The 25,664-nt window shown below is 48.8% G+C and carries 16 protein-coding genes; 15 read left to right on the top strand and 1 reads right to left on the bottom strand.

Features of this window, described 5'->3' with window-relative positions; genetic code table 11:
- Positions 1-176: 176 nt before the first annotated feature.
- A complete protein-coding gene (secA, locus tag DYU11_RS15245) occupies positions 177-3,578 on the bottom strand; it encodes a preprotein translocase subunit SecA (RefSeq protein ID WP_119668557.1) in 3,402 nt (1,133 codons plus the stop codon).
- Positions 3,579-3,808: 230 nt separating this feature from the next.
- On the opposite strand from secA, the gene DYU11_RS15250 reads away from it, so the two are divergent.
- The 15 genes from DYU11_RS15250 to DYU11_RS15320 all read left to right on the top strand — a co-directional run bounded on the left by DYU11_RS15250 (position 3,809) and on the right by DYU11_RS15320 (position 25,518).
- Positions 3,809-6,223, top strand: coding sequence for an SLBB domain-containing protein (locus tag DYU11_RS15250; protein ID WP_119668558.1), 2,415 nt, complete (start codon positions 3,809-3,811; stop codon positions 6,221-6,223).
- 9 nt (positions 6,224-6,232) lie between these two features.
- Entirely contained in the window at positions 6,233-7,342 is a 1,110-nt protein-coding gene (locus DYU11_RS15255; protein WP_119668559.1) for a Wzz/FepE/Etk N-terminal domain-containing protein, read from the top strand.
- Entirely contained in the window at positions 7,339-8,313 is a 975-nt protein-coding gene (locus DYU11_RS15260; RefSeq protein ID WP_119668560.1) for a GDP-mannose 4,6-dehydratase, read from the top strand. Before DYU11_RS15255 ends, DYU11_RS15260 begins: the two co-directional genes overlap by 4 nt.
- Positions 8,314-8,399: 86 nt before the next feature.
- Entirely contained in the window at positions 8,400-9,629 is a 1,230-nt protein-coding gene (locus DYU11_RS15265) for a flippase (protein WP_158600290.1), read from the top strand.
- 26 nt (positions 9,630-9,655) lie between these two features.
- Positions 9,656-10,603 (top strand): glycosyltransferase, encoded by a 948-nt coding sequence (locus DYU11_RS15270; RefSeq protein ID WP_119668562.1) that lies wholly within the window; start codon positions 9,656-9,658, stop codon positions 10,601-10,603.
- 8 nt (positions 10,604-10,611) lie between these two features.
- Positions 10,612-11,523 (top strand): glycosyltransferase family 2 protein, encoded by a 912-nt coding sequence (locus tag DYU11_RS15275; RefSeq protein ID WP_158600291.1) that lies wholly within the window; start codon positions 10,612-10,614, stop codon positions 11,521-11,523.
- A gap of 108 nt (positions 11,524-11,631) precedes the next feature.
- Positions 11,632-13,353, top strand: a complete 1,722-nt coding sequence (locus DYU11_RS15280) for a beta strand repeat-containing protein (protein ID WP_229365849.1) — start codon at positions 11,632-11,634, stop codon at positions 13,351-13,353.
- 166 nt (positions 13,354-13,519) lie between these two features.
- Positions 13,520-15,430 carry a cell division protein ZapB gene (locus tag DYU11_RS15285; RefSeq protein ID WP_229365850.1) on the top strand — a complete coding sequence of 637 codons (1,911 nt, stop codon included), beginning with the start codon at positions 13,520-13,522 and terminating at the stop codon, positions 15,428-15,430.
- Positions 15,431-15,433: 3 nt separating this feature from the next.
- Positions 15,434-15,982 (top strand): T9SS type A sorting domain-containing protein, encoded by a 549-nt coding sequence (locus tag DYU11_RS15290; RefSeq protein WP_119668565.1) that lies wholly within the window; start codon positions 15,434-15,436, stop codon positions 15,980-15,982.
- A gap of 228 nt (positions 15,983-16,210) precedes the next feature.
- Positions 16,211-18,871, top strand: coding sequence for a beta strand repeat-containing protein (locus DYU11_RS33660; protein ID WP_229365851.1), 2,661 nt, complete (start codon positions 16,211-16,213; stop codon positions 18,869-18,871).
- A gap of 181 nt (positions 18,872-19,052) precedes the next feature.
- Positions 19,053-20,399 carry a glycosyltransferase family protein gene (locus tag DYU11_RS15300; RefSeq protein WP_119668566.1) on the top strand — a complete coding sequence of 449 codons (1,347 nt, stop codon included), beginning with the start codon at positions 19,053-19,055 and terminating at the stop codon, positions 20,397-20,399.
- 63 nt (positions 20,400-20,462) lie between these two features.
- Positions 20,463-21,599, top strand: a complete 1,137-nt coding sequence (locus DYU11_RS15305; protein WP_147367945.1) for a hypothetical protein — start codon at positions 20,463-20,465, stop codon at positions 21,597-21,599.
- 37 nt (positions 21,600-21,636) lie between these two features.
- The gene (locus DYU11_RS15310) at positions 21,637-22,725 is read left to right on the top strand and encodes a glycosyltransferase family 4 protein (RefSeq protein ID WP_229365854.1); all 1,089 of its coding nucleotides are present in this window, start codon (positions 21,637-21,639) and stop codon (positions 22,723-22,725) included.
- A 63-nt stretch (positions 22,726-22,788) separates the two neighbouring features.
- On the top strand, positions 22,789-23,937 hold the full coding sequence (locus DYU11_RS15315) for a glycosyltransferase (RefSeq protein WP_229365856.1): 1,149 nt from the start codon (positions 22,789-22,791) through the stop codon (positions 23,935-23,937).
- A gap of 102 nt (positions 23,938-24,039) precedes the next feature.
- Positions 24,040-25,518: a capsule assembly Wzi family protein gene (locus DYU11_RS15320; protein WP_119668569.1), complete on the top strand. Its 1,479-nt coding sequence runs from the start codon at positions 24,040-24,042 to the stop codon at positions 25,516-25,518.
- The last annotated feature ends 146 nt before the right edge of the window (positions 25,519-25,664 follow it).

Consider the following 25,664-nt stretch of genomic DNA (forward strand, 5'->3'; position numbering starts at 1 on the left):
GCAGCTATTCCTGAGTAATTATAAGGCGTAAACAAACGTATTGGTTTAACAATTTTTTATGCCGATTGCGCTCAGTTTTCTCATAAAATTAAACCCTCCGATTGTATCTGTTCAAGATGCAATCGGAGGGTAATTTACCAATTCGAGTGGCGAGGCCTTACGGCCCCAGTCCAACCTTATTCGATCAGCATAGCTTTTCCACTCGCTACGTCGTTCTCAACGGTCTTGAACTTCACATCCCGTTTCACCGACCCGTCGGTGTACTGAACGTTCACGCGGGCGTTACGGTCCAGCTTCACTACCCGCACCGGCTGACGTGGCGGCATAGGGGGTGCACCGGCGCCTATTGCGTTATTCTCGGCCATTCGGCGGGCGTACTCTTCGGGGCCGGTTGCCAGGTGGTCGTCGTCAAAATCTTCTTTATTGGTATGCAGTTCAGGGCGCGATGCGTTCGCCTGCTGCTGGCGATGCTGGGCGGGTGCCTGCCGGATTTCCTGCTGCACCTCCTGCGGTTCCTGCGCCGGAATGTCGGCTTTGGCCAGGAAGCTGATCGTATCGAAGTTGACCTTGGTCAGGAAGCGTTTGAACAGCTCTACCGACTCAAACTTATAAACCAGCAGCGGATCCTTCTGCTCAAAAACGGCGTTCTGCACCGACTGCTTCAGGTCGTCCATTTCGCGCAGGTGTTCTTTCCACTCCTGGTCGATCACGGCCAGCGTAATGGCTTTCTCCATTTCCGTAACGAGCGCCCGGCCACCGGTTTCGACGGCTTCGCGCAGATCCGTTACGACGGTCAGTTCGTGGATACCATCCGAGAACGGTACCACGATATTCTTGATGATATGTCCCTGCTCTGCGAGCACCTGCTGAAGAACCGGCAGTGCTTTCTCAGCAATAGCCTGGTTTTTGGCCTGATACTGCTGTTCAGCCTCCTCGTAGAGCCGCCTTACCTGATCCTGTTTTTTCAGTTTGGCAAACTCATCAGCCGTAAGCGACGGAGCCAGACCAATAGCTGTCAGCAGCTGAAGCTGCACTTCATCGTAATTACCTTCGGTGTTTGTGACAACATCTTCCACTACGTCGTACATCGTATTGGCGATGTCGAGCGGCAGACGATCTCCGAACAGCGCGTTTCGACGGCGTTTGTAGATAGCCTCACGCTGGTAGTTCATCACGTCGTCGTATTCGAGCAGCCGTTTCCGGATACCGAAGTTGTTTTCCTCCACTTTCTTCTGCGCCCGTTCGATCGACTTCGTAATCATCGAGTGCTGAATCACTTCTCCTTCTTCGAGGCCCATCCGGTCCATCACCTTTGCAATCCGGTCTGAACCGAACAACCGCATCAGGCTATCTTCCAACGAAACGAAGAACTGCGACGTACCGGGGTCGCCCTGACGCCCCGAACGACCCCGCAGCTGGCGGTCAACCCGGCGCGATTCGTGGCGCTCCGTACCGATGATGGCCAGACCGCCCGCAGCCCGCGATTCGGGCGTCAGCTTAATGTCCGTACCACGGCCAGCCATGTTCGTCGCAATTGTAACCGTACCGGGCAGACCAGCAGTGGCTACAATTTCGGCTTCACGCTGGTGATACTTGGCGTTCAGAACCTGGTGCTGGATTTTCCGTAATGTCAGCAGGCGGCTGAGCAGTTCAGAGTTTTCAACCGAGGTCGTACCCACCAGCACCGGCCGGCCTTTCTCGACCAGGGTATTGATTTCGTCAACAACGGCGTTGTATTTCTCCCGTACTGAGCGGTACACTTTATCTTCCTCGTCCTGACGACTAATGGGTCGGTTCGTTGGAATAACGACTACGTCCATCTTGTAAATCTGCCAGAATTCAGAAGCCTCCGTTTCGGCTGTACCGGTCATACCAGCCCGTTTGTGGTACATCCGGAAGTAGTTCTGGAGCGTAACGGTGGCGTACGTCTGCGTAGCATCCTCTACTTTCACGCCTTCTTTGGCTTCTACAGCCTGGTGCAGACCATCCGACCACCGGCGGCCTTCCATAATCCGGCCCGTTTGCTCGTCGACAATCTTCACTTTACCGTCCATGATGACGTACTCCGTATCACGTTCGAACAGACAGTAGGCTTTCAGGAGCTGGTTTACCGTATTGATACGCTGCGTCTTAACGGCGTAGTCGCGGATGATGGCTTCTTTATGAAGAATTTTTTCCTGCTCCGAAAACGCCTGATCCTTATCAACCGCGTTCAGATCGACCGACAGGTCAGGCAGGATAAAGAAGTTTGGATCTTCGCCCGAGCCCGTGATAAAGTCAATGCCTTTCTCAGTCAGTTCAACGCTGTTGTGTCGCTCGTCGATCGTAAAGTAAAGCGGAGCGTCGGCTTCGGGCATCAGCTTCTGGTTCTCGGCCAGATAAATTGATTCGGTTTTCTGCAGCAGAGCCTTGTTCCCGGTTTCACTCAGGAACTTGATGAGGGGCTTGTGCTTGGGTAAACCCCGGTACGCCCGGAATAACGAGAGACCTCCTTCTTTTTCGTCGCCGGCCGCAATTTTCTTCTTGGCATCGTTCAGGTAATCGTATACCAGTTTGCGCTGGGCTTCAACCACCCGCGACACCCGAGGCTTCAGTTCAATATAATCCTGCTCATCACCACGCGGCACCGGTCCCGAAATGATCAGTGGAGTCCGGGCATCGTCGATCAGAACGGAGTCAACTTCGTCGACCATCGCGAAGTGGTGCTTACGCTGCACCAGTTCGCCCGTTTCGCGGGCCATGTTATCGCGGAGGTAGTCGAAACCAAATTCGTTGTTGGTGCCGTACGTAATGTGGGCCAGATACGCCTGTTTGCGGGCATCGGAATTAGGCTGATGCTTGTCGATGCAGTCGACGCGCAGGCCGTGGAACTCAAACAGCGGTCCCATCCACTCGGAGTCACGCTTGGCCAGGTAGTCGTTCACCGTCACGATGTGCACACCACGTCCGGCTAGGCCGTTCAGGAAAGCCGGAAAGGTTGCCACGAGGGTTTTACCTTCACCCGTTGCCATCTCAGCAATCTTACCCTGGTGGAGCACGACGCCCCCGATAATCTGCACGTCGTAATGGACCATATCCCATTTAATGGGAGAACCGGCCGCTTCCCAGGTGTTGGCCCAATGGGCCTGATCCCCCTCAATGACAACGTTCTTTTTGCGAGCCGCTAACTCCTGATCGAATGGCGTGGCCGTTACCGTCAGGTACTCGTTGCCGGCAAACCGCCGAGCCGTCTCTTTAACAATCGCGAAGGCCTGAGGAAGGATGTCGAGCAGAACGCGTTCCAGTTCAGTGTTGCGATCGGCTTCGAGCTTGTCAATCTGGTTGAAGAGCCGCTCTTTCTGGTTAACGTCGACGTCAGGACTACCGGCCTGCTGGGTCAGATCGGCCAGCTGGTTATCAATGTCCTGCAACTCGTCGGCAATGCGGGCTTTCAGTTCGGCCGACGCCTGCCGGAGTTCGTCGTTGGAAAGGTCTTTCAACCGGGCAAATTCGGCATTGACTTTCTCGACGTAGGGGAGCAGTTCTTTGATATCCCGCTGCGATTTCGTGCCGAAGAGCTTGGCTATGAAATTGATCATGTTTTCTGTTGGTCAATCAATGAGTCAATCAACTGGCGAGTTATGTTATCAATGGCTCGCTTCGATAAGTGGCCAGTTGATCGACCGTATTTTTCTACAAATTTAGTTCATTATAACCGTACTACAACAAGGAGAATCGCTGTGGATTTGTACCTTACTAACCGGACTCGGCGTTTTAGGAGTAATCCATTACTTTTGCAAATCAAATTTTGGCCCAATGGCCATCATGCATGCGTACTAAGGACAAATTGTCACACTACCATTCAGTTATCCGCCATTTATGCTTCGTTTTAGTCGTACTGTTGCTGGCCGGCGTTAAGGAAACAATGGCTCAGCGGCCCGCAACCCGGGTCGATCAGTTAAGCGACGAGCAGGTTGTTGAATTTTACCGCCGGGCGCAGGCCAGTGGTTTGAGCGAAGAGCAGATTGAGCAGGCGGCCATGTCGCAGGGATATACGCTGGACGATATTACCAGAATGCGTCGGCGTATTACCGAGATTCGTTCGCAGGCGAATCGAGGGGGCGGAAGAGCCGTTGTTGATACCAGTATTGGTCGTTCCCTGCCCGGAAATTTGTCGCGTCGGACGATTGATTCCCTGCGCCTACTACGTCGTGATACAACCCGGCGCCCGGTCGTATTTGGAGCATCACTTTTTGAAAACGCTAATTTATCGTTTGAACCTAATCTGCGAATTGCGACTCCGCGCAATTATGTAGTTGGTCCTGACGATGAGATTACGATTGATATTTCAGGCGCGGCATCTGACAACTTCCGATTGAAAGTTAGCCCGGAGGGAGCCGTTAAAGTCCCAAACGTGCCCCCTATTCTGGTAAGTGGCCTGACTATTGAAGAGGCCGAACGGCGGATTATCGAGCGACTACGCAAAGCGGGGTACCAAGGATTAGGTACGCCTGGTAGCGGAACATACGCCAATGTTACATTGACAAACATTCGTAGTATTCGGGTTACGCTGGTGGGCGAAGTCGTTAGGCCAGGTACGTATACAATCTCATCACTCGGAACCGCCTTCAACGCCTTGTATCTGGCCGGTGGCCCTAATCCGGAAACGGGTTCATTTCGGCGCATCAGCATCATTCGCGGAAACCGAGTAGTACGTACCATTGATCTTTACGACTTTATCCTGCGGGGTGACCGGAAAGACAACATCCGGCTTCAGGATGATGATGTGATTCGGGTGGCGGATTACAATACGCGGGTTGAAATGGCGGGTGAGGTACGCCGGCCTGCCATTTTTGAAGTTTTGCCCGGCGAAACACTGAAAGATATACTGACATTTGCGGGAGGATTTTCGGATGAAGCGTACCGGGCCGCCATAACGTTACGCCGGAATACTCCGCGTGAACGCCGGATTATTAACGTAACGGAAGATCAGATCGCCACTTTTGTGCCGGAGCCTGGAGACCGCTATACAATTGGTAAAATCTTAAATCGATACGAAAACCGAGTCCAGATCGTCGGGGCGGTGATGCGGCCTGGTGATTACGCACTCGAACCAACCATGGGTACCGTTCGCGAGCTGATCAAACGGGCTGAGGGATTGCGCAACGACGCTTTTCTAAACCGTGCTAATATATTCCGGGAACGAAACGAACTGGAACGCGAAAATCTGACCTTTGACCTGGGCTTATTGATGAAGGGCGAAACTCAGGATATTCCGTTGATGCGGCAGGATAGTATCGTTATCCAATCAATTAGGGGACTGCGGGAAAACTACTATGTACTGATTCAGGGAGCTGTCAATCGGCCCGACACGTTCAACTTTATCAACAACATGAGTGTGGCCGACCTGATTGCTTTGGCGGGGGGATTCAGAGAAGGAGCCAGTTCTAACAATCTCGAAGTCGCCCGACGGATCGTCAGCGATTCGGCGGGGGTTTCCAAAAACAGTGTCCAGACATTTCAACTGGTAGCAAATCGTGATCTAGCCTTAAGCACCTCACCCGACGCCCAGAAGAACGAGGCCAATACGTTTATGTTGCAACCGTTCGATATTGTGTACGTCCGGTCATTGCCCAACTACGAAGCGCAGCGAGAAGTGTACGTGTATGGTGAAGTGAAGCACCCCGGGAATTACGCCATTGCCAGCCGCAATGAACGTATCATTGATCTAATTCGACGGGCCGGGGGAATCAAACCGGAAGCTTATCTGCCAGGAGCTCAGTATCGGAGAGGGGGCGAATTGGTAGGTAATGATCTTCGCAAGATCTTTGATGATCCCGGTGCGGAGGAAAACTTATTGCTCAAAGACGGTGATACGCTTTTCGTACCACGGCGTTCGGAAGTAATTCAGATTCAGGGGGCAGTGCTTAATCCGTCGGCAGTAAGTTATAAGTCGAATTTCAGATTCGAGGATTACATTGCTCAGACTGGTGGGTTCACGGATAATGCCCGCCAGAAAAAAGCCTACGTTGTATACCCGAACGGCCGTAAAGACCGTACGCACCGGTTTTTATTCATAAAGATTCGGCCTGAGGTCGAACCGGGCTCAACAATTATTGTTCCTTTTCAGCCACTCGATCAAACTCGTTTGTCGGCTACCGAACGTATCGGTATATTCTCAGTAATTACAACTCTGGCTGCAACAACTGCGACTGTGTTAATCAACCTGATGAACAGACAATAAGGAGACGTCATGTCCGTAATAGAGCGACAAAAGCCAAAAGTGACTACTGAAGACGAGTTTGAAATCCGTCTGAGTGATATTATCCAGTTCCTGAAAGATAGCCGGCGCACGGTATTGATCTGGACCGTCGGTATGTTTTTGATTGGAATGGTTTATGCACTGGTGCAGCCTGACCGATTTACGGCTTCTATTCGGGTGATGCCCGAAGCACAGGGGGGAAACACCAGCGGTGTAGGTAACCTTCAATCATTAGCTGGGTTAGCTGGTATTAACTTGAACCCAGCAGGAGCAGGAGCTGATGCGATTCGGCCTGATCTTTATCCAGATGTACTTGCGAGTATACCGTTTGCGATGCACATGCTCAAGCAGCCGGTATACGTACCGGAAACGAGTAGAACCATGACACTGCAGCAGTATTTCTCGTGGCAGGGGCAACAGACAGTTATGGGAAAAATCAATGCAGCGATCAGCGGCATATTCCCTTCCGAACCAACGCCGGCACCCAAAGCCGGAATTCAGCAAAACCGTACGTCAGTACTGGCAATGACACCTGAGCAGGAAGGGCTAACCAGTGCCGTGATTGGTAGCGTGTCGACTAATGTAGATAAGAAGAATGGTATCATGACTATTTCGGCAACGATGGGCGACCCGGTCGTGGCCGGTACGGTGGCCCGGCTGACACAGGAGTATCTGACCAAGTATGTAACCGAATACCGAACCGGAAAAGCCCGGAATCAGGTGCGTTTTTTGGAGCAGCAGGTACGTAATGCTCGCCGTCGCTACCAAAACGCCGAATACGCACTGGCAGCTTATCGTGACCGTAACCGGAGCAATTATCTGAACACAGCTAAGATAGAGGAGCAGCGGTTGCAGGCCGATTATCTGCTGGCGCAGAGTGTATACAACGACCTGTCAAAACAGCTGGAACAAGCCCGCATTAAGGTGCAGGAAGAAGCCCCAGTATTTCAAACGCTTGATCCGCCACGGGTACCGCTTCATAAGAGCGGACCCAAGCGTACAATTATTAGTATAGGATTTGCCATATTTGGTGCTGTGTTGGGGCTTTCTATTTACTTTGTACGCCGATTCATTTTCACCAAGTCCAACCGTATCGCATGAAAAAAGCGTTAATCTGTGGAGTGTCGGGGCAGGACGGCGCTTACCTGGCCAAGTTACTGCTAAATAAGGGGTACCACGTTTATGGTGGTTCCCGCGATGCACAGATGTCAGGTTTTCGTAACCTCGACAAGCTCGGGATCCGTAAAGATGTTCAGGTCGTATCCGTCAATATCAATGACTTTCGGAGTGTATTACAAACACTCATCAAGATTAAGCCGTATGAAGTATACAATCTGGCCGGTCAGAGCTCGGTAGGGTTATCATTTGAACAGCCGGTCGAAACGCTTGAAAGTATTAGCGTTGGGACACTGAATTTACTCGAAGCTATTCGATTCAGTGACCTGCCGATCAAGCTGTATAATGCTGGCTCCAGCGAATGTTTTGGCGACACAGGGAAAGACGCGGCTGATGAACTGACACCGTTTCGCCCCCGCAGCCCATACGGTGTTGCCAAGGCTGCGGCATTCTGGCAGGTTGCTAACTACCGCGAAGCCTATCAATTGTATGCTAGTACTGGTATTCTGTTCAATCACGAATCGCCCCTGCGGCCTGAACGTTTTGTAACCCGGAAGATTGTAGCCGCAGCCTGCCGAATTGCCCAGGGAAGCCAGGAAAAACTGACGCTGGGCAACATCGATATTGCTCGTGACTGGGGTTGGGCTCCCGACTACGTAGAGGCTATGTGGCAGATGCTGCAACAGTCGCAGCCCGACGATTACGTGATCGCAACTGGACATACCTGTAAGCTTAAAGACTTCATTCAGGTTGTTTTCGACTGCGTTGGATTGAACTGGGAGGAACACGTTAAAACCGATTCTTCATTTTTCCGACCAACCGATATTGCCGAAGGCTATGCCAATCCGGCAAGAGCCCGTCAAAAGCTGGGCTGGACAGCTCAACACAAGATGGAAGATGTTGCCCGGCTGATGGTAGAATATCAGTTGGCCGAAACGCCCCAATTTGCCCCCTAATGGGGCAGGGTGTCGGAAAATTGTTAATGTGGCGAATGATTAGTGCTCATCAAGTTCGAACGTTTTTTCGGCAGGACTCTTCTCTGTTGAAAAACTTTATTGCCTTGGGCCTGGTCCAGGCTACCAACTTTATCATCCCCGTTATCACGTTCCCGTATCTGGTGCGCGTGATTGGGCCGGAAAAGTTTGGGGTGATTTCATACGGACTTACCATCCTGATGTATTTTATCACGTTTGCCGACTACGGTTTCAATCTGTCGGCAACGCGTCTGGTTGCCTTGCACCACGAAAACCGCAAAGAATTGTCACGGCTGTTTTCGTCGGTGATGACGACTAAGTTTTTACTGCTGCTGCTCAGCGTGCTATTGATGGCAAGTTTATGCGGCTTTGTGACCCGGTTCAGAGAGGAGTCGTTTACGTATCTGCTTGGTATGCTTTATGTACTGGGTAATGTCCTGATGCCTGTCTGGTTTTTTCAGGGGATGGAGCAGATGAAGTATATTACGTACATGAATCTGGTGGCCAAGATAGCACTCCTTATATTGCTCTTTGCCGTAGTACGTGAGCCCCAGGATTATGTATACGTATTGGCCCTTTACGGTATAGCAAATGTCATTTCAGGGATATATAGCATACGGGTGGCCCTACTTCGCTATCAATTGCAATTCCGGTTTCCTACCCTACAATCGGTTTGGGAGCAGTTGCAGGACGGCTGGCATATTTTTTCGTCGAGTTTGTCGGTAGTACTGACAAATAACGTGAACGTGCTTGTGCTCGGCTTTTTCGTATCAAATATTGCTATTGGGTATTATAGCATTGCCGAAAAGATTATTCTGGTTCTCTGGACCGTCATGGGTTTGTTTTCACAGGCTATTTATCCATCTGTATGCCGGCTGGCCCAAACGTCGCACCAGCAGTTCCGGCGATTTATCTGGAAAGTCTGTTTCCCGTTTATTGGCGCAATCAGTGTTGTGAGTGTATTACTTTATGTGCTGGCCGAACCAATAGTGCAGGTCATAACAGGCAACATTCAGGCTGAAACTGTCCGGATTCTGCGTATTGTTAGTGTTGTTCCGCTGATCGTTTGTTTAAATATCCCCGCGTATCAGACGTTGCTGGCCTATAATTATAAAAAGTATTACGCGGCCATTTTCAACGGATCAGCCGTGTTAAACCTGATTGTCTGTCCGCTGCTCGTTTATTTCATGGGTGCCGTAGGCGCTGCAGTCAGTATGGTTGTCGTGCAGTTAGTCGTTACGCTGGCTTTGCATGCTACAATTGAATTTAAGCTGAAACAGTTTTCACTGGTTTCCTGACCTGAACGGTTTCTGAACAGACAGTTATGCAACACACTTCTCTGGAGCGTCCCAGTGCGTCCGGGTTAACAAGCGGACAGAGACTAACTGAGAGCTCAACGCAACGGCTTTCTTCAAACGAACTGGATAAGCGGATTGTGGCAGGATCAGTAATTCTCTACAACTCCAGTACTGACGTTATCGAAAATATCCGGTCTTATGCTGACCAGGTAGATCACCTGATTGTTGTTGATAACTCCGATGCTCCGATTCCGGAGGTTATCGCTGCACTTACGCAATTTAAGTCGTTGACTTATATTTCGAATGAAGGCAATCCAGGTGTGGCGTACGCCTTAAATCGGGCGGCAGAAGCAGCATTAACTTTAGGCTACACCTATCTGTTGACTATGGATGACGATACCCGCGTTCCACCCGGGATGGTTGATGCCATGCTGACGTATGTTAGTCAACAAGGACCAGATACCATTGGCATCGTCGGCGCTCAGTCGCTTCCCGATCAGGTGCAGTATACTGCGCAGGATGTTTGGTTCACTATAACATCTGGAAATTTGCTCAATCTTCGGGCATATGCTGCCTGTGGGCCATTTATGGAGTCACTTTTCATCGACTGGGTCGACCATGAATATTGCTTTAGGCTCAAGGCCAACCACTATAGAGTTATTGAACTGAATTACCTGCCGCTGATCCATCGACTCGGTATGTTTAAGGAAGCTTCTGTGCTGGGAGCGAGGGTGAGGAAATGGATTTCGCACAGTCCGCAGCGCATGTATTACAAAGCGCGGAACAGCTTGTATGTAATGAAAATGTACGAGGAGTTTTTGCCGGTATCAATTCGGCGATTCTTCTACCGGGCTATGGTTACAGACCTGATAAACGTCGTTTTCTTCGACAGCAATAAGCTCCAACGACTACGCTTTCTGCTTAAAGCGTATCAGGACTACAAACGTGGGCGATTAGGTAAGTTAACCGCTTGAAAAAATCCGTGAGTAGACCAACAAACGCCCTAACTACCGTATCGATTGCACTCGCTACCTATAACGGAAGCGCTTTTTTGCCTGAGCTGCTCGATTCATTAGAGCGGCAGACAGTCCGTCCGGATGAGGTTGTCATACACGATGATGGGTCTCAGGATCAGACTGTATCCATTCTGCATCAGTATCAGCACAATCTGCCGCTGACTATCCATGTCAATGATCAATCGGTGGGTGTAGTCGCTAATTTCAAGCGGGCTGTGGCTGGTTGTAAGGGTGATTACGTAGCGTTCTGCGATCAGGACGATGTCTGGTTACCCGACAAAATAGCCCGTTCGATCGAGAAGCTTAGAGAAATCGATGGTCCCTGGCCAGCCATGGTCTTTACCGATCTGGTAGTCGTAGATCAGCATCTGAACCGAATTGCTGATTCGTACTGGCAACACCGCAAACTGATGCCACAGAAGGAGACGTTTGCTTCACTGCTTTATGGCAACTTTGTGACAGGTTGTACAATGGTCATCAACCGGCCGATGGCCGAAGAAGTAGCCCGCATGCCCGATGACGTGCTTATGCATGACTTCTGGATAACTTGTGTGGCTTATGGAGTGGGTCGGTGTACCTATGTAGAAACACCAACGATACTTTACCGTCAACATACGACCAACGTCACTACGAATGATAAAATTACGTTGTCAACCCGCCTGAAGCGGCTGAAAACTTTTCTCCAGGATAGTGTGCAGGCGGCTCAGTTTTTGCTCCCTGAAGTAAAACAAGCCGAGCAGTTTGCTGGGCTTTACAGCCGACAGCTAAAATCTACCGATCAGAAGACGCTTAGTCAGTTTATTGATTTGAAAAATCATTTACCACTATATCGTCGTTTACAGGCTTTTAAGATTAAATTTTTGCGCATTATTTCGTAAACGGTAACTTATACCAAAAATAGTGGCATCTTTAGCTCATGTTTTCAATGATAAAGTAGACTTATCAACACCATTTTCCCCACTGTATAACCTAGAAACTGTCATTATATGAAGCAGGTATTACCCGTAGGCCTATTGGCATTCAGTTGTTTAACTGCATTTTCGGCGCTCGCCCAATCAGGGCAGACCAACGTTGCTATTACAGCGCCAACGTCGACTTCTACTGGTGGATCCGATAACACACTAATAGGGGTAGGTGCCGGCAACCAGAACATGAGTGGCAACGGCAACCTGATTCTCGGCAAGGGAGCGGGTGAACAAAACATGGCCGGTGCGCAAAATTCGTTTGCTGGTGGGCTGGCTGGCAGGAAAAATTCGTCTGGTAACTACAATAGCTTCTTCGGGTATGAATCGGGCGCCAATAACACAACAGGCAGCAACAACGCTTTTCTGGGAAATGGTGCCGGATTCAACAACCTTGATGGGTACGACAACTTTTTTGGTGGTTATCGATCCGGCTATTTTAACGGTAGTGGACATCATAATGTATTTTTGGGTTCGGGGGCAGGCTACAGTAACAGTTCGGGTGCCGACAATACATTCATTGGAGCGGATGCTGGGGGCGGCAACACGACGGCAAGCGGTAACGTATTCATTGGCTCATTAACGGGGTCGTCGGTCACAACCGGAAACCAGAATACATTCGTCGGAACGCAGGCAGGGCAGAACTCAACATCCGCAACGGCCAACTCATTCTTCGGTTTTCGGGCGGGTGCCAACAATACAACCGGCCAATTCAACACCTTTTTGGGCGTTCAGGCAGGTCTGCGTAATACAACTGGTAATTCCAATTACTTCTTTGGGACAAATTCGGGTTTAAGCAACATTACGGGCTCAGGTAACTACTTTCTTGGCGATAACGCCGGCGGGGGTAATACAGGCGGTTCGTATAACATTTATATTGGCGCTAATGCCGGCAACGGTCAAAATGTCAACGGTGACAATAATCTGGCTATTGGCTTTGAAGCTGGTCGGGCTAATGTAGCGGGCATTAACAACACCTTCCTGGGCTTCCGGGCCGATGCCGGAGCCGCTGGGCTACAGAATGCAACGGCAATCGGTAATAACGCCCGTGTGAACGTATCTAATGCCGTTGTGCTGGGTAATGCCGCCAACGTTGGTATTGGTAACTCAGCTCCTTCAACTCGTCTCCATATTACAACCGGAGTGGCCAATCAATCGGGTGTGCGCCTTGAAAATCTGACCAGCGCTTCTCCGGCAAACGCTACAAATCAGACTAAGTTTCTGACTGTCGACGGCTCGGGTAACGTTATCCTGGGCAGTACTACCAGCAGTGGTCGAATAGCCGCCGGGGCCGAAAGCCTGTGGCAGCTGAACGGTCGCTTTCTGACGAGCAAAGAAGACAACGCTGTCATTATTGGTAGTGGGGTGAGTAAAACCCCGTCGGATTATAATCTGTTCGTATCAAAGGGTATTCTGACCGAGAAGGTGAAAGTAGCGATCAGGAACACCAGCGAGTGGAGCGATAAGGTATTCGAAAAGGGCTATCAGCTACGTACGCTGGAGGAAGTAGAGCAATATGTTGATCAGCATCAGCATCTACCGGGTGTTCCGTCCGCTGAAGAGGTAGTTAAGCAAGGGGTAGATGTGGGCAAAATGGATGCCAAGCTGCTCGAAAAAATTGAGGAACTGACATTGTACATGATTGATCTTAAAAAGCAAAATCAGCAATTGCAGCAACGCAGTGAACGACTGGAAAAGGAAAACCTGGAGATCAGGCAGGAAATTCGTCGCTTGCAGCAGAAATAGGCGCAACGGTTACGTTCGACTTGAAAAGGGGGTCACCCAGGTTTAGCCTGAGTGACCCCCTTTACTATATGGACATAAAATAATTATCTCAAAAGTCACTAAACAAATACCGTTTAATCAATGTAATTCACATGCTCGATCAGCTATTAAATTAAAATCTGTAAGCATGAACACATTTATTAAGTATGGCGCTTTGTCGATTTCATTGCTGCTAACAAACCATGTTCTTCTGGGACAGAACAACACGGTAGTACGTACTGGTCAGTCAGGACCCGGATCAGATAATGTTCTAATTGGTGTTCAGGCGGGAAATAATGGCCAGACGGGTTCGGGAAACGTCTTTGTCGGGAAAAGCGCAGGAGAGGCTGCCACCACCGCTACGTACAATACGTTCGTGGGATTTGGTGCCGGAACGGCCAACAATGCTGGGGCTAACAATGTGTTTGTAGGGACTTTTGCTGGTAATGCCAACACAACGGGTGGAAACAATTCATTTTTTGGTCGTTCTGCCGGCACCTACAACACAAACGGCAATAACAACGCATTTTTTGGGATAGGAGCAGGGCAAGAAAACAGAAGCGGCTCGTTAAATGCATTTTTTGGAGCAAACGCAGGGGGAGCAAATACAACAGGAAGTTACAATAGTTTCTTTGGTTATGAAGCGGGGGTATTCAACACGACTGCTGAATACAACACGTTCATTGGCGTATTTTCGGGGAATAGGAATACGACCGGATCTGAAAATACATTTATTGGTCACTCCGCTGGTACGTATAACACCACTGGACGAGAAAACGCATTTTTGGGGTCGTTTGCCGGCACGAATAACAACGCAAATTACAATGCATTTGTAGGTTATAGTGCCGGGAACAATAATACCAGCGGTTCGAATAACACTTTTATGGGCTGGTACGCTGGGTGGGCCAATACAACGGCTACTCAAAATACGTTCGTCGGCAGTCAGGCCGGCTTTAGGAATACAGCTTCTGCCAATACGTTTATTGGTTTCAACGCTGGTCAGAACAATACAACCGGCCAGTTCAATACCTTCATTGGTGTGCAGACCGGACTGAACAATACAACTGGTTCGTCAAACTATTTTCTTGGAACAAACGCGGGGGCATTTAACACCAGCGGAACAGGCAACTATTTTCTGGGTGACAACGCCGGCGGGGGTAACAGCACCGGAGGCTTTAACATTTACATTGGCGCAAACGCTGGAAACGGCCCAAACGTAAATGGCAGCAATAACTTGTCCATTGGTTTCGAATCAGGTCGAGCCAATCAGAGTGGATCAACCAATACATTCCTGGGCTTTCGGGCCGATGCCGGAGCCGGTGGACTAACAAATGCCACGGCAATTGGTGCCAATGCACGCGTAACCGTATCAAACGCTGTAGTTCTTGGCAATGGAGCCAATGTTGGCATTGGTACAACCGCCCCTACCAGTCGTTTGCAGGTGACGAGCGGAGCCGGTGGACAATCTGGTCTGCGGCTCGAAAATCTTACTTCGGGAAATGCACCAACAGGAACAGCTTCTAAATTTTTAACTGTTGATGGCGTCGGCAACGTCATTTTATCCGGGCTTCCGGGGGGAGCCCGCGAGGCTGCGGTAGAGTCGCTATGGCGGTTAAATGGTCAGCAGCTAGAGAATGCGTCAGGCAGCAGCGTTGTAATCGGAAACCGGATTACTAGTAAGCCTGCCGGCTATAAGCTGTACGTAGAAGATGGTATCCTGACGGAGAAGGTCAAGGTGGCTATCAGGAACACCAATGAGTGGAGCGACAAGGTGTTTGAGCAAGGCTACCGGCTGCGCCCGCTGGATGAGGTTGAGCAGTACGTAAACCAGCATCAGCACCTACCCGGTGTTCCCTCGGCCGAGGAGGTAGTCCGTCAGGGGGTGGATGTAGGGCAGATGGATGCCAAACTGCTGGAGAAAATAGAGGAGTTAACTCTCTACATGATCGACATGAAGAAAGAACTCGGCACGTTGCGTAAAGAAAACAAGCAACTAAAAGAAAAAAATAGTAAGATTGAACAACGATTAAACCAACTCAGGCCCCATCGCGCTCATTAACTAATGAAACACATACTACTTCCTTCGGTTTTGATTCTGGCAGCAGCTTCGGTGGCGGTTGGCCAGGAGTATCCCGTTCAGCAGGAGATTAGCCGTGCTGTAACGGCAGGTTCGTTAAACGAAGCCAAAGCGGTTGACCATCTGGCCGCTCACAACGTTGTTCAATCAGGTGCGGCAGCCTTCTATGCGGCCGGTAAATCAGTCACCCTGCGACCGGGCTTTACGGCCCAGGCAGGCGCTGTATTTCAGGCGACCGTTGAAAACGTGGTATCGCGCCCAGCTGAAAACGAAGTTGTGCTAACAGTCTCTGCTTATCCAAATCCATTCGAAGACGTGGCAGATGTTCAATACGTATTGCCCTCGGCTAGTAAAGTGTCCCAAACTCTAACTGATGGTCAGGGTAGGGTTGTGCGCTCGGTTGCCACGGGGGAGATTCAGGCCGCGGGTAAGCACCAAACAAAAATCGAAGGTCGTGACCTGCCAACTGGCGTGTATTTGTATCAGATTCAAACTGATCGTGAGCGGAAGCTGATCCGTTTATTGAAAAAATAAGTTTGTGTCGGCCACTGATTTAATCGAATGGCTAAACATATTGTTCTGTAACAACAAAGGAGTACAAAAGGCCAGTCTCAGTTGAGGCTGGCCTTTTGCTGTTATTAAAAGGTCGTTAAAGCATTGTTCTGCCAAACGAAAGTGACTAATGTTGAAAGATTTATAACAAGTTCAACGCACACAGCTACTATGCCCAAACATGCTACTCTTCTAACTATTTGTACACTTATGGTACTGCCTGGATCGGCGATCCGGGCGCAGTTTAATTTGGTTGTAAGCAGTCCGGCATCGGCAACTCCCGGAACGGCTAATACATTTGTTGGGGTTGATGCCGGTAACACGGGAGTTACCGGCATCAACAATACGTTTGTAGGTAATGAAGCTGGAAAGGCCAATACGGCTGGTAACTCAAATGCCTTCTTTGGAAAGGCTGCGGGCGTTGCTAATACGATAGGTTCATCGAACAGCTTTTTTGGAAGTGGAGCTGGTGCAGCTAATCAGACGGGTGGTTCTAACGCGTTTTTTGGACTCGGCGCGGGTGGAGCCAACATAGGTGGCAGCTTTAACGGATTTTTTGGTCCAAACGCAGGTGCCAAAAATCAAACCGGTAATCTGAACGTGTTTATTGGCCCTTGGGCAGGTTTCAACAACACGGTTAGTAATAGTAACGTCGCGATTGGCGACAGTGCCGGGTACAGCAATGTACAGAACGGCAACGTATTTATTGGTTCCAAAGCAGGTATTCAAAACACAATCGGGAACAGTAACGTATTTGTTGGTGGTCAGGCAGGGTTCAGCAATACCGAAGGAAACTTCAATACCTTACTTGGTAATCAGGTGGGTTTTCGAAATACGACGGGCATTGAGAACGCGATGCTGGGGTACTGGGCTGGCTTTAATAACACGACCGGCAACAGCAATACCTTTCTGGGTACTTATTCCGGTTTCAATAATACGACTGGAAATAACAATGCCTTTATTGGTACATCAGCCGGTTATTCCAATACAAGCGGTATCAATAACGTAGCTATCGGTACGCAGGCTGGTTACCGTAACACTTCCGGAGGAGGCAATACATTTATCGGCGCGTCGGCCGGCAATAACAACACGGTCGGCACGGGCAATGCCTTTATCGGTACGCAGGCTGGAAACAACAGCACAACGGGTAATAACAACGCCTTTATCGGCAATCAGGCAGGATACGGCAACAGTAGCGGCACCGACAATGCGTTTATTGGCACACAGGCAGGGTTCAACAATACAACTGGCAGCACAAACGCATTTATTGGGTCTTACTCTGGGCTGAACAACCGTACCGGAAATAACAATGCCTTCATTGGGGCGTCGGCGGGCTATAACAACACAGACGGAAATAACAATGCCTTTATTGGCAATCAAGCAGGTTTCAATACCACGACTGGTTCCGATAACGTATTCATTGGCCGTCAGGCTGGTTATACTAACAGTACCGGAACAAGCAATACGTTCGTAGGGACGTCGGCTGGGTCAAATACCACTGGCTCAAACAATACCTTTCTTGGGCAATCGGCCGGAAGTGCAACAACCAGTGGCCGCACGAATACCTTTGTTGGAGGATTAGCCGGTCAGAACAATATTAATGGTGTCGGCAACGCAACACTTGGCTTTTCAGCAGGTCTGCGGCTGCAGTCGGGCAACTACAACGTGCTGGTCGGAGATAGCGCCGGAGCCAATACAAACACAACCGGCAATGTAATGATCGGCTCTAAAGCCGGCTACAGTAATCAATCGGGCGCTCAAAATACCTTTATCGGGTATCAGACTGGCTACAGTACGTCTGGAACGGCTAATACCTTTATCGGGTATTTAGCGGGGCGAAAAAATACCACCGGACAGTTCAATACATTCATCGGTGTACAGACTGGGGCTAATAATACAACTGGTTCCTCTAACTATATGATGGGCACTAATGCTGGTTTATCCAACGTCAGCGGAACTGGTAACTATTTTTTAGGAGACAATGCCGGAGGGGGGAATACCGGGGGTTCGTTTAATATTTACATCGGTGCCAATGCTGGTAACGGAACGAACGTGAATGGCGACAACAACGTAGCGATTGGTTTTGAGTCAGGCCGGGGAAATCAGGCTGGTATCACCAATACTTTTATAGGTTTCCGGGCCGATGCAGCCGCTTTTGGGTTGAGTAATGCAACCGCTATCGGAGCTAACGCTAAAGTGACAGCCGCTAACTCGCTGGTATTGGGCGATGGCGCTAACGTCGGAATCGGTGTAACAGCTCCAGCCAACAAACTGCACATAGTCAGCAACACAGCGGGAACCAGTGGCCTACGGTTAGGCAACCTGACCTCAGCAACGACCGCTACGGTTAATGCGAGTAAATTTCTGACTGTCAACGCTCAGGGAGATGTTATTCTGGCCAATTATGTTGCTGGTAGCCGGTTAGCCGCCGATGAATCGGTTAGCGAAGCCTTATGGCAACGAAATGGCCAGTTTGTGCAGGCTGTTAATGGAGGAAATGTCATTATTGGTTCAGGCATTGTTAAAACTTCGGCTGATTATAACCTGTTCGTATCAAAAGGGATACTGACCGAAAAGGTGAAGGTAGCCGTTAAAAATACTTCCGAATGGTCCGACTATGTGTTTGATGAAGGTTATGCCTTAAGACCCCTTTCTGAAGTAGAGCAATACATCAGACAGCACAAGCATTTGCCAGGTGTGCCTTCCGCGCAGGAAGTAGTCAGTGAGGGCGTTGATATGGCTCGAATGGATGCCAAACTGCTGGAAAAACTAGAGGAGTTAACGCTGTACGTGATTCAGTTGCAGAGGGAGAATAAACAAATGAAGCAGCAGATTAAACGGCTGGCTGCCGTGTCGAAAACGCGCCGGTAAGCGGAATTTCAACGGCAATAAAAGGTTGAAATACCTAAAGTTATTGTATTAAACGCCCTTCGCTGACTCATCCCGTACGATAAGTATGAGTGGGTTAACGAAGGGCGTTTTTGTACTTTACCGTGAAAGGTGGGCGAATTCATGTGAAAAAACTATATATTTGACTGCCAATTTAGGTTCTATGCGCAAAGCTGTCTTTTCAATCGTCGCCAAGAACTACCTCCCCATGGCTAATGCCTTGGGAAACTCGGTGAAAAATCAACATCCGGACGTGCCCTTTTTCGTTATCGTTGCCGACCGCGAGGATGGGATTCTGCAATTCAGTGAACAGCGATATCCAACTATTCCAGCCACCGAGCTAGGCATTGGAGATACCGACCATGTCTTGCTGGAGCAAATGGCTTTTAAATACAATGTAACAGAATTCTGTACAGCACTTAAACCATATGCGTTCGATTACTTCCTCCGACAGGGGTATGAGAAGGTTATTTATTTTGATCCGGACATCTACGTTTTTGCTAGTCTGGACGAAATCTTTAACCAGCTCAATACTTCCTCAATGGTAGTAACGCCCCACATCTGTACGCTGCAAACGCAGTATACCGGATTGGTACCCGAGGGGATGCTGATGCACGTAGGAATATTCAACTTCGGATTTTGCGCAGTGGCAAATTCAGAAAATGGTCGGCGGGTGATCGATTGGTGGAAAGTCCGACTGACGGATCAGTGTTATGCCGACAAAATCGATGGGTTGCACACCGACCAAAAATGGATGGATTTCATACCCTCGTTAGTTGAAGATTTGCATATCGAGCGGGGGCTTGGTTATAACATGGCTATCTGGAATTGGCATGAACGGCGCATTGAAGTGCACAATGGCCAGTTTTGGGTCTCGAACCGGATTGACGGTTCTGGGCTGATGCCGTTGGTGTTCTTTCACTTCTCAAATTTTCATTTTAAAGAAGCCGCGAATCCTGAGCAGTTCAGACCAAAGTATATCCAAAAATTTTCGGACCTCTTTCCGGTGGGTGATCATTATGCCGGGCGGTTAGCTGATGAAAAGATGAGCGAGTCTGGAAGTAAAGGAGTTTACTCTTATGCGACATTTGAAAACGGAAGCGAGATAACCCATTTTCACCGGCGACTGTTTCGGCGGTTGCTTGAGTCGGGATACAGCTTTAGTCGACCGTTTGATGTGAATGATCAGGCGGGATTTTACCAGATGCTGAAGCGCAACAGCCTGATTGAAAAATCATCGGGGGCAGCGGGGAAAGTTAACGAAGAAACTTATGCCGGGTTCGAGCAAAAGCTGCTCTACATTCAAAGATTGGCCCGTGTATTGAAGAGTTTGTTGGGGATTAACCGGTATGCCTTGTTGTGTAAATTTGCACAGCGGTTCGTCCGGCCTGAAAATCAGACCTTTTTAATTGATGAAGTGAACGGGAAAATAGCGTTCTACAACGAAAACAGGTATATCAACTGGCAGATGTCAGCCGATCCGAAATCACAACCGGAATCGGTTGAGTAATCCTGTTAGTGAATGCTTTCGTACGTATAGTAAAACATTGGCGTTGGCATTAACAGGTTCTGAATGACAATTTCGCTTACTCTACTCCGTCCGGCAGCCATTAATCGGGCAATGTGGTATCTGCTATTTTTACTGTCTATCGGCTATAACTTCCATCGTTATCTGTTATACTACAGCAATGGGGCACTTGGCAAAGAAGGCTATCAGCAGACCCCATTTGTCTGGCAGGTTGGAAAGTATATTCTGGTGGCTGGCGTATTGAGTGTGATTTATATAAACAGCCGGTTCACCCGCCGTATTCCGGCTAAATTATTAGCAGTATATGCGTTGATAGGTCTAATTCTGCTCATTAACGTTGGATCAGTCCTGTTGTTTGGAAAGGTATCTACAGAAGAGCTGGAATACGTCGTTTTTGCGTTACTGGTACTGCCCATCGGATTTATAGCTAAAGACGAATTATATCCAGTCGCTGACCAAATCGACCGGATGTTAAACATCACGCAATATCTGCTGATTGCTTCAAACCTGTATGTTATCCTGGGATACCTGCTCTTTCGGCGAATTCCTTTTCATGCCTATGAAGGTATTTTAATGCGCTTCGGCGGGTTGTGGGACGATCCTAATACATTTGCCATTATCAGCGTTTTGATGCTTGGGTACGCTTTATTTAAAAAACAGTATGTACTTGCTGGATTCCACATTGTCAACGTACTCCTAACTGTGTCGCTCAATGGTTATCTGTTGCTGATAACGCTGGTTTCGTATTGGTTTCTGAATACGCCCACAAACCGGTTGTTGAGGGTCGTCCTATTTATTGGTCTGCTTGTGCTATTTGCGCTGGGTGTTGCGTATAATCTGGAGTATGCCGTTCAAATTTACGAAGCTAAACGGGAGTCTATTGAGCAGCACTCATCGTTCTATATGGACTTTTACCCGATACCTTTGCTGCAGCCAATCGTGTTCCATGAAACATGGTTTCTGAGCATGAACGTAAATTACTTTCCGTTTTCAGTTCCGTTTACGGTGGCGGCACTCGTTGTATTTGTTCGCTTCTTTCTGTTTAAACCAAAGAGCCTGCAGCGGTTGATGTTTATTCTGTTCTTCGTGACTAGTTTATTCCTGCCCTTTCTGTATATGTTTCCGGTTAATTTTCTGGCGTTTCTGCTACTGGCCCTGTATACAAAAGGTATTCAATTTTAACCTGTAAGTGATGCTTCGATTTTGCGCCGATGTTCGAATGATAAACAACTCTGGAATAGGAGTTTACATTCGTCAGTACATCCGGCACATACTGGCTTCAGCTAAATATGACGTAACTTTGTTGGGCCGTCGGCCTGACTTGGACAAGCATTTTGGAGAATATACAAACTGGCAATTTATAGAAGCTGATTTTCCAATATACTCAGTACAGGAGCAACTTCGGTTACCGTTGATGGTACCGTCCTGCGATGTGTTCTGGTCGCCCCATTATAATATTCCGCTACTACCTGTTCGGGCTCGGCGCCACCTGGCAACGGTTCCGGACGTATTTCACCTGGCTTATTACCATACACTCAGTGCGGCTCAGAAAGTGTATGCCAAAGTGGTGGCCAATGCAGCCGTTCGTAAGCCCAATCTGGTATCGACTATATCGGACTACTCAAAAAAGGAAATTATTGAACTGACGGGAGCAACGGCCGAAAAAATACGGGTGATTCATCTGGGTATTGATCAGAACCTGTTTCGACCAATAACTGATACGGAGCAGCAACGTAGTGTGAAGGAGCGATATCAACTGCCCGACCGATATGTACTGTTTGTTGGCAATGTAAAGCCAAATAAGAACCTGAGCAGTCTGGTGGAGGCTTTCGCCATGCTGATCGATGAAATTGACAGCCTTGATCTGCTAATAGTAGGAAAGAAGGAAGGATTCATCACGGCTGATAGTAGTCTGTTCCATCGGATTGAGTCAAATACAGCGTTGGCTCGCCGAGTACACTTCACTGGCTACGTTGAAACGGCTGATTTGCCGGTATTATACAGTATGGCACATTTATTCGCTTTTCCATCGCTATACGAAGGGTTTGGTTTCCCACCGCTCGAAGCAATGGCCTGTGGCTGTCCAGTCGTGGCCTCGCACGTAACGAGCATCCCTGAAATCTGTGGTGACGCTGTTCAGTACGTTGATCCGATGGATACACGAAACATTGCCGACGGTCTGCGTGCTGTTGCTACAGATTCGACGTTGCGCAGCCGATTAGTATCAGCAGGCGATCAGCAGTATAGACAATATAACTGGAATGATTCGGCTGTCGCTTTTACGAATTTAATTGAGTCATTGGCGTAAGACTATTGTTAAAGAACAAAGCAGTGAGTAATAACCAACGTTAAACTGACGGAGAAAGCAGGTATGAAACTAGCAATTGTGCAGGATGGATTGATGTGTCGGGCCGGTGGCGAGCAGGTCGCCCTCTGTTTTCACAAGGCTTTTCCCGAAGCTCCTATTTATACACAGTGCTACCAGCCGCAATTAACCTTCCCTGAATTCAAAGAGTGCGATATTCGAACAACGTGGTTACAGAACATCGCTAAAACCGACGATGTGATGAAGAAGCTATTTTATCCGCTAGGGGTAATGGCTATGAAGTCACATGATCTGACCGAATATGATGTTGTGTTGATGTCGGGAACCCACTGTGCCAAATACGTGAAAGTGAGTCCGCACGCTCTGGTAATTAGCTACAGCTTCACGCCATTCCGGTTAGCATGGAATCCCGAATCATACGCTCAATACGCCGAATCCGGCTGGTTTGTCAAAAAAGTGTTCGATTTGGTTCTCAGCAGGCTGCGTGCCATCGATTTTAAAGCGGCTCAACGGCCTGATCACTTTGTAGCGATGACCGAGGAAACAGCCGACCGTCTGCGCAGTGCATACCAATTGAAAAAACCGCTTAAGATCATCAATCCGCCAGTTAACGCCCATAACTTTTTTGTATCCGATGCTCCAAAGCCGTATTACCTGGTGGTTTCCCGATTGGAGTATTACAAGAAGGTAGACCTTGTCATTGATGCGTTTAACAGGCTAGGATACCCGCTGGTGGTAGTTGGTAAAGGTTTACAGGCTGATGAGATTAAAGCTCGGGCCAGCAGCAACGTTACGTTTAAAAGTGGGCTTTCAGCTCAGGAAATCGCTGAAGTGTATGCGAACTGCCGGGCGTTTATTTTTCCTCAACACGAAGATTATGGTATTACGCCCCTGGAGGCAAATGCAGCTGGGCGTCCAGTCATTGCTTTTGGGGCTGGCGGGGTACTAACGACGCAGATACCGGTGACTGACGATCCCGCAAAGGCAACTGCTCTGTTTTTTGAGGAACAGACGGTCGATAGTTTAATCAACGCCATTGAGCAGTTTGAGCGCATTCAGCACCGCTTCGACACAACGTTTATCCGTCAACACGCCGAGCAGTTTGATGAAACGTATTTTATTGAGCAGATTCGCAGCTTCGTTCGCAGTACGTATCAGCAACACTATCAGCCTGATCAAATGGCAATAAAATAGTGTCGTTTGACGTACTCATTAAACACCAATCCCGCCCGAATGGTAGCAAAGGTCAATTGCATAGCAACCCGTTTTGCATCGTACTATACAGGACTACTGGTAATGACCTGGCTGACCAGTGCCATATCAGTCGCTCAGGGTTTACGCGCTCCGGGTACGTATGAGGTTGAAACCGGCGCTTATTTTTCGAGTTCTTACAAAACACCTTTCTGGTTGCGGTCCAACCAGTATGGTATTGTACCATACAACTCACCGGCATTTACACTGCGGCTTGGTGCCTATGCCAATTACGATTCAACCCTCGACAAACGCAAGTTTGATATTGGTTATGGTCTTAACGTAGTCGGAAATCTCACTCAGGAGCCGTTACCTTATGAGCGGCAGGTGTTATTGCCTGAGGCCTATATTAAAGTACGGAAAGGTATATTCGAAGCCTATGTAGGCCGTCGACGGGAGAAGTTCGGTCTGGCCGACTCGACTTTATCGACCGGGTCATATGCCTGGTCGGGCAATGCCATACCCATTCCTAAAATTCAACTGTCCATCCCAACGTTCACCCCAATTGGTTTTACCAAAGGCTGGGTAGCTATTCAGGGGACCTACGCCCATGGATTCCTTGGTGGAACAGGTTTCGTGCGGAACACCATGCTTCATCAAAAAACATTTTATGTGCGGCTTGGCCGGCCAAAGGATGTAGTCCGGGTGTATGGTGGCTTTAATCATCAGGTTATTTGGGGGGGACGTACAGACTATCTAAAGGGGACAGGTCTTGTACGGGACGATGGACGATTGCCGTCCAGTCTGATTGACTACTATTATGTTGTAGTTGGTGATCGTTTCAGCCGAACAGATTCCAGTGCCTACACAACGTTTGAAATAACGAATCGGGTTGGCAATCACCTTGGCACACTGGATGTGGGGCTGGAAATAGATCTGGTTAAACACACACTGTTTTTTTACCGGCAGAACATTTACGAAGATGGTTCACTGTTTTATCTGATCAACATCGCGGATGGTTTGAATGGCTTGCGTATTCGCCGAAATAACCCGGATGCGCTTGTCCGGGACTTTATTATAGAATTTTTAAATACGACCAGCCAAGGTGGACCGCTTTTTGTATGGGGCGATCCGTATCGTCAAGGAAAGGATAATTATTTCAATCATCAGCAATACCGGGATGGGTGGGCGTACCGACAGCACACGATTGGAACGCCGTTTATTCCCCCAGCCCTGGGTCCAAACGGCGAATATCCCTTCGGAACATTCACCGCTAACAACCGTGTGCGCGTCCTGCATGCGGGTATGGCAGGAAGTTTGCCCGACATCAGATGGCCCATTTTGGATGGTCGTATAACTTATCAGCTAAAATTGTCCTACAGCACAAATCTGGGAACCTACGATCAACCGTATCTACCTGTGCGGAACCAGTTTTCTGGTTTTGCTAACCTGGTAGTACCCTTATCCTTGTTAGGAGGTATGCAATTGACAGGGTCTTTAGCAACGGATTCAGGTCCATTGTATACTAACGGCGTGGGTGTATATTTGGGACTTCGTAAAGTTTTTTCTACTGAAGCCTACTAAGACCATGAGTATAAAAACTTAATTTTTAAGGCATTGCCTTTTATTAAGTGCTCTGAAATAGGTTAAGCCGTAGGATAATTTTAAGTTAAGCCGTCGGCTTTAACCGTCTATCTTAGCGTCGGCGTTCTGGCTGTTATAAATAGCCA

This window comes from Fibrisoma montanum (assembly GCF_003583365.1).
In the GTDB taxonomy this organism is placed as follows: domain Bacteria; phylum Bacteroidota; class Bacteroidia; order Cytophagales; family Spirosomataceae; genus Fibrisoma; species Fibrisoma montanum.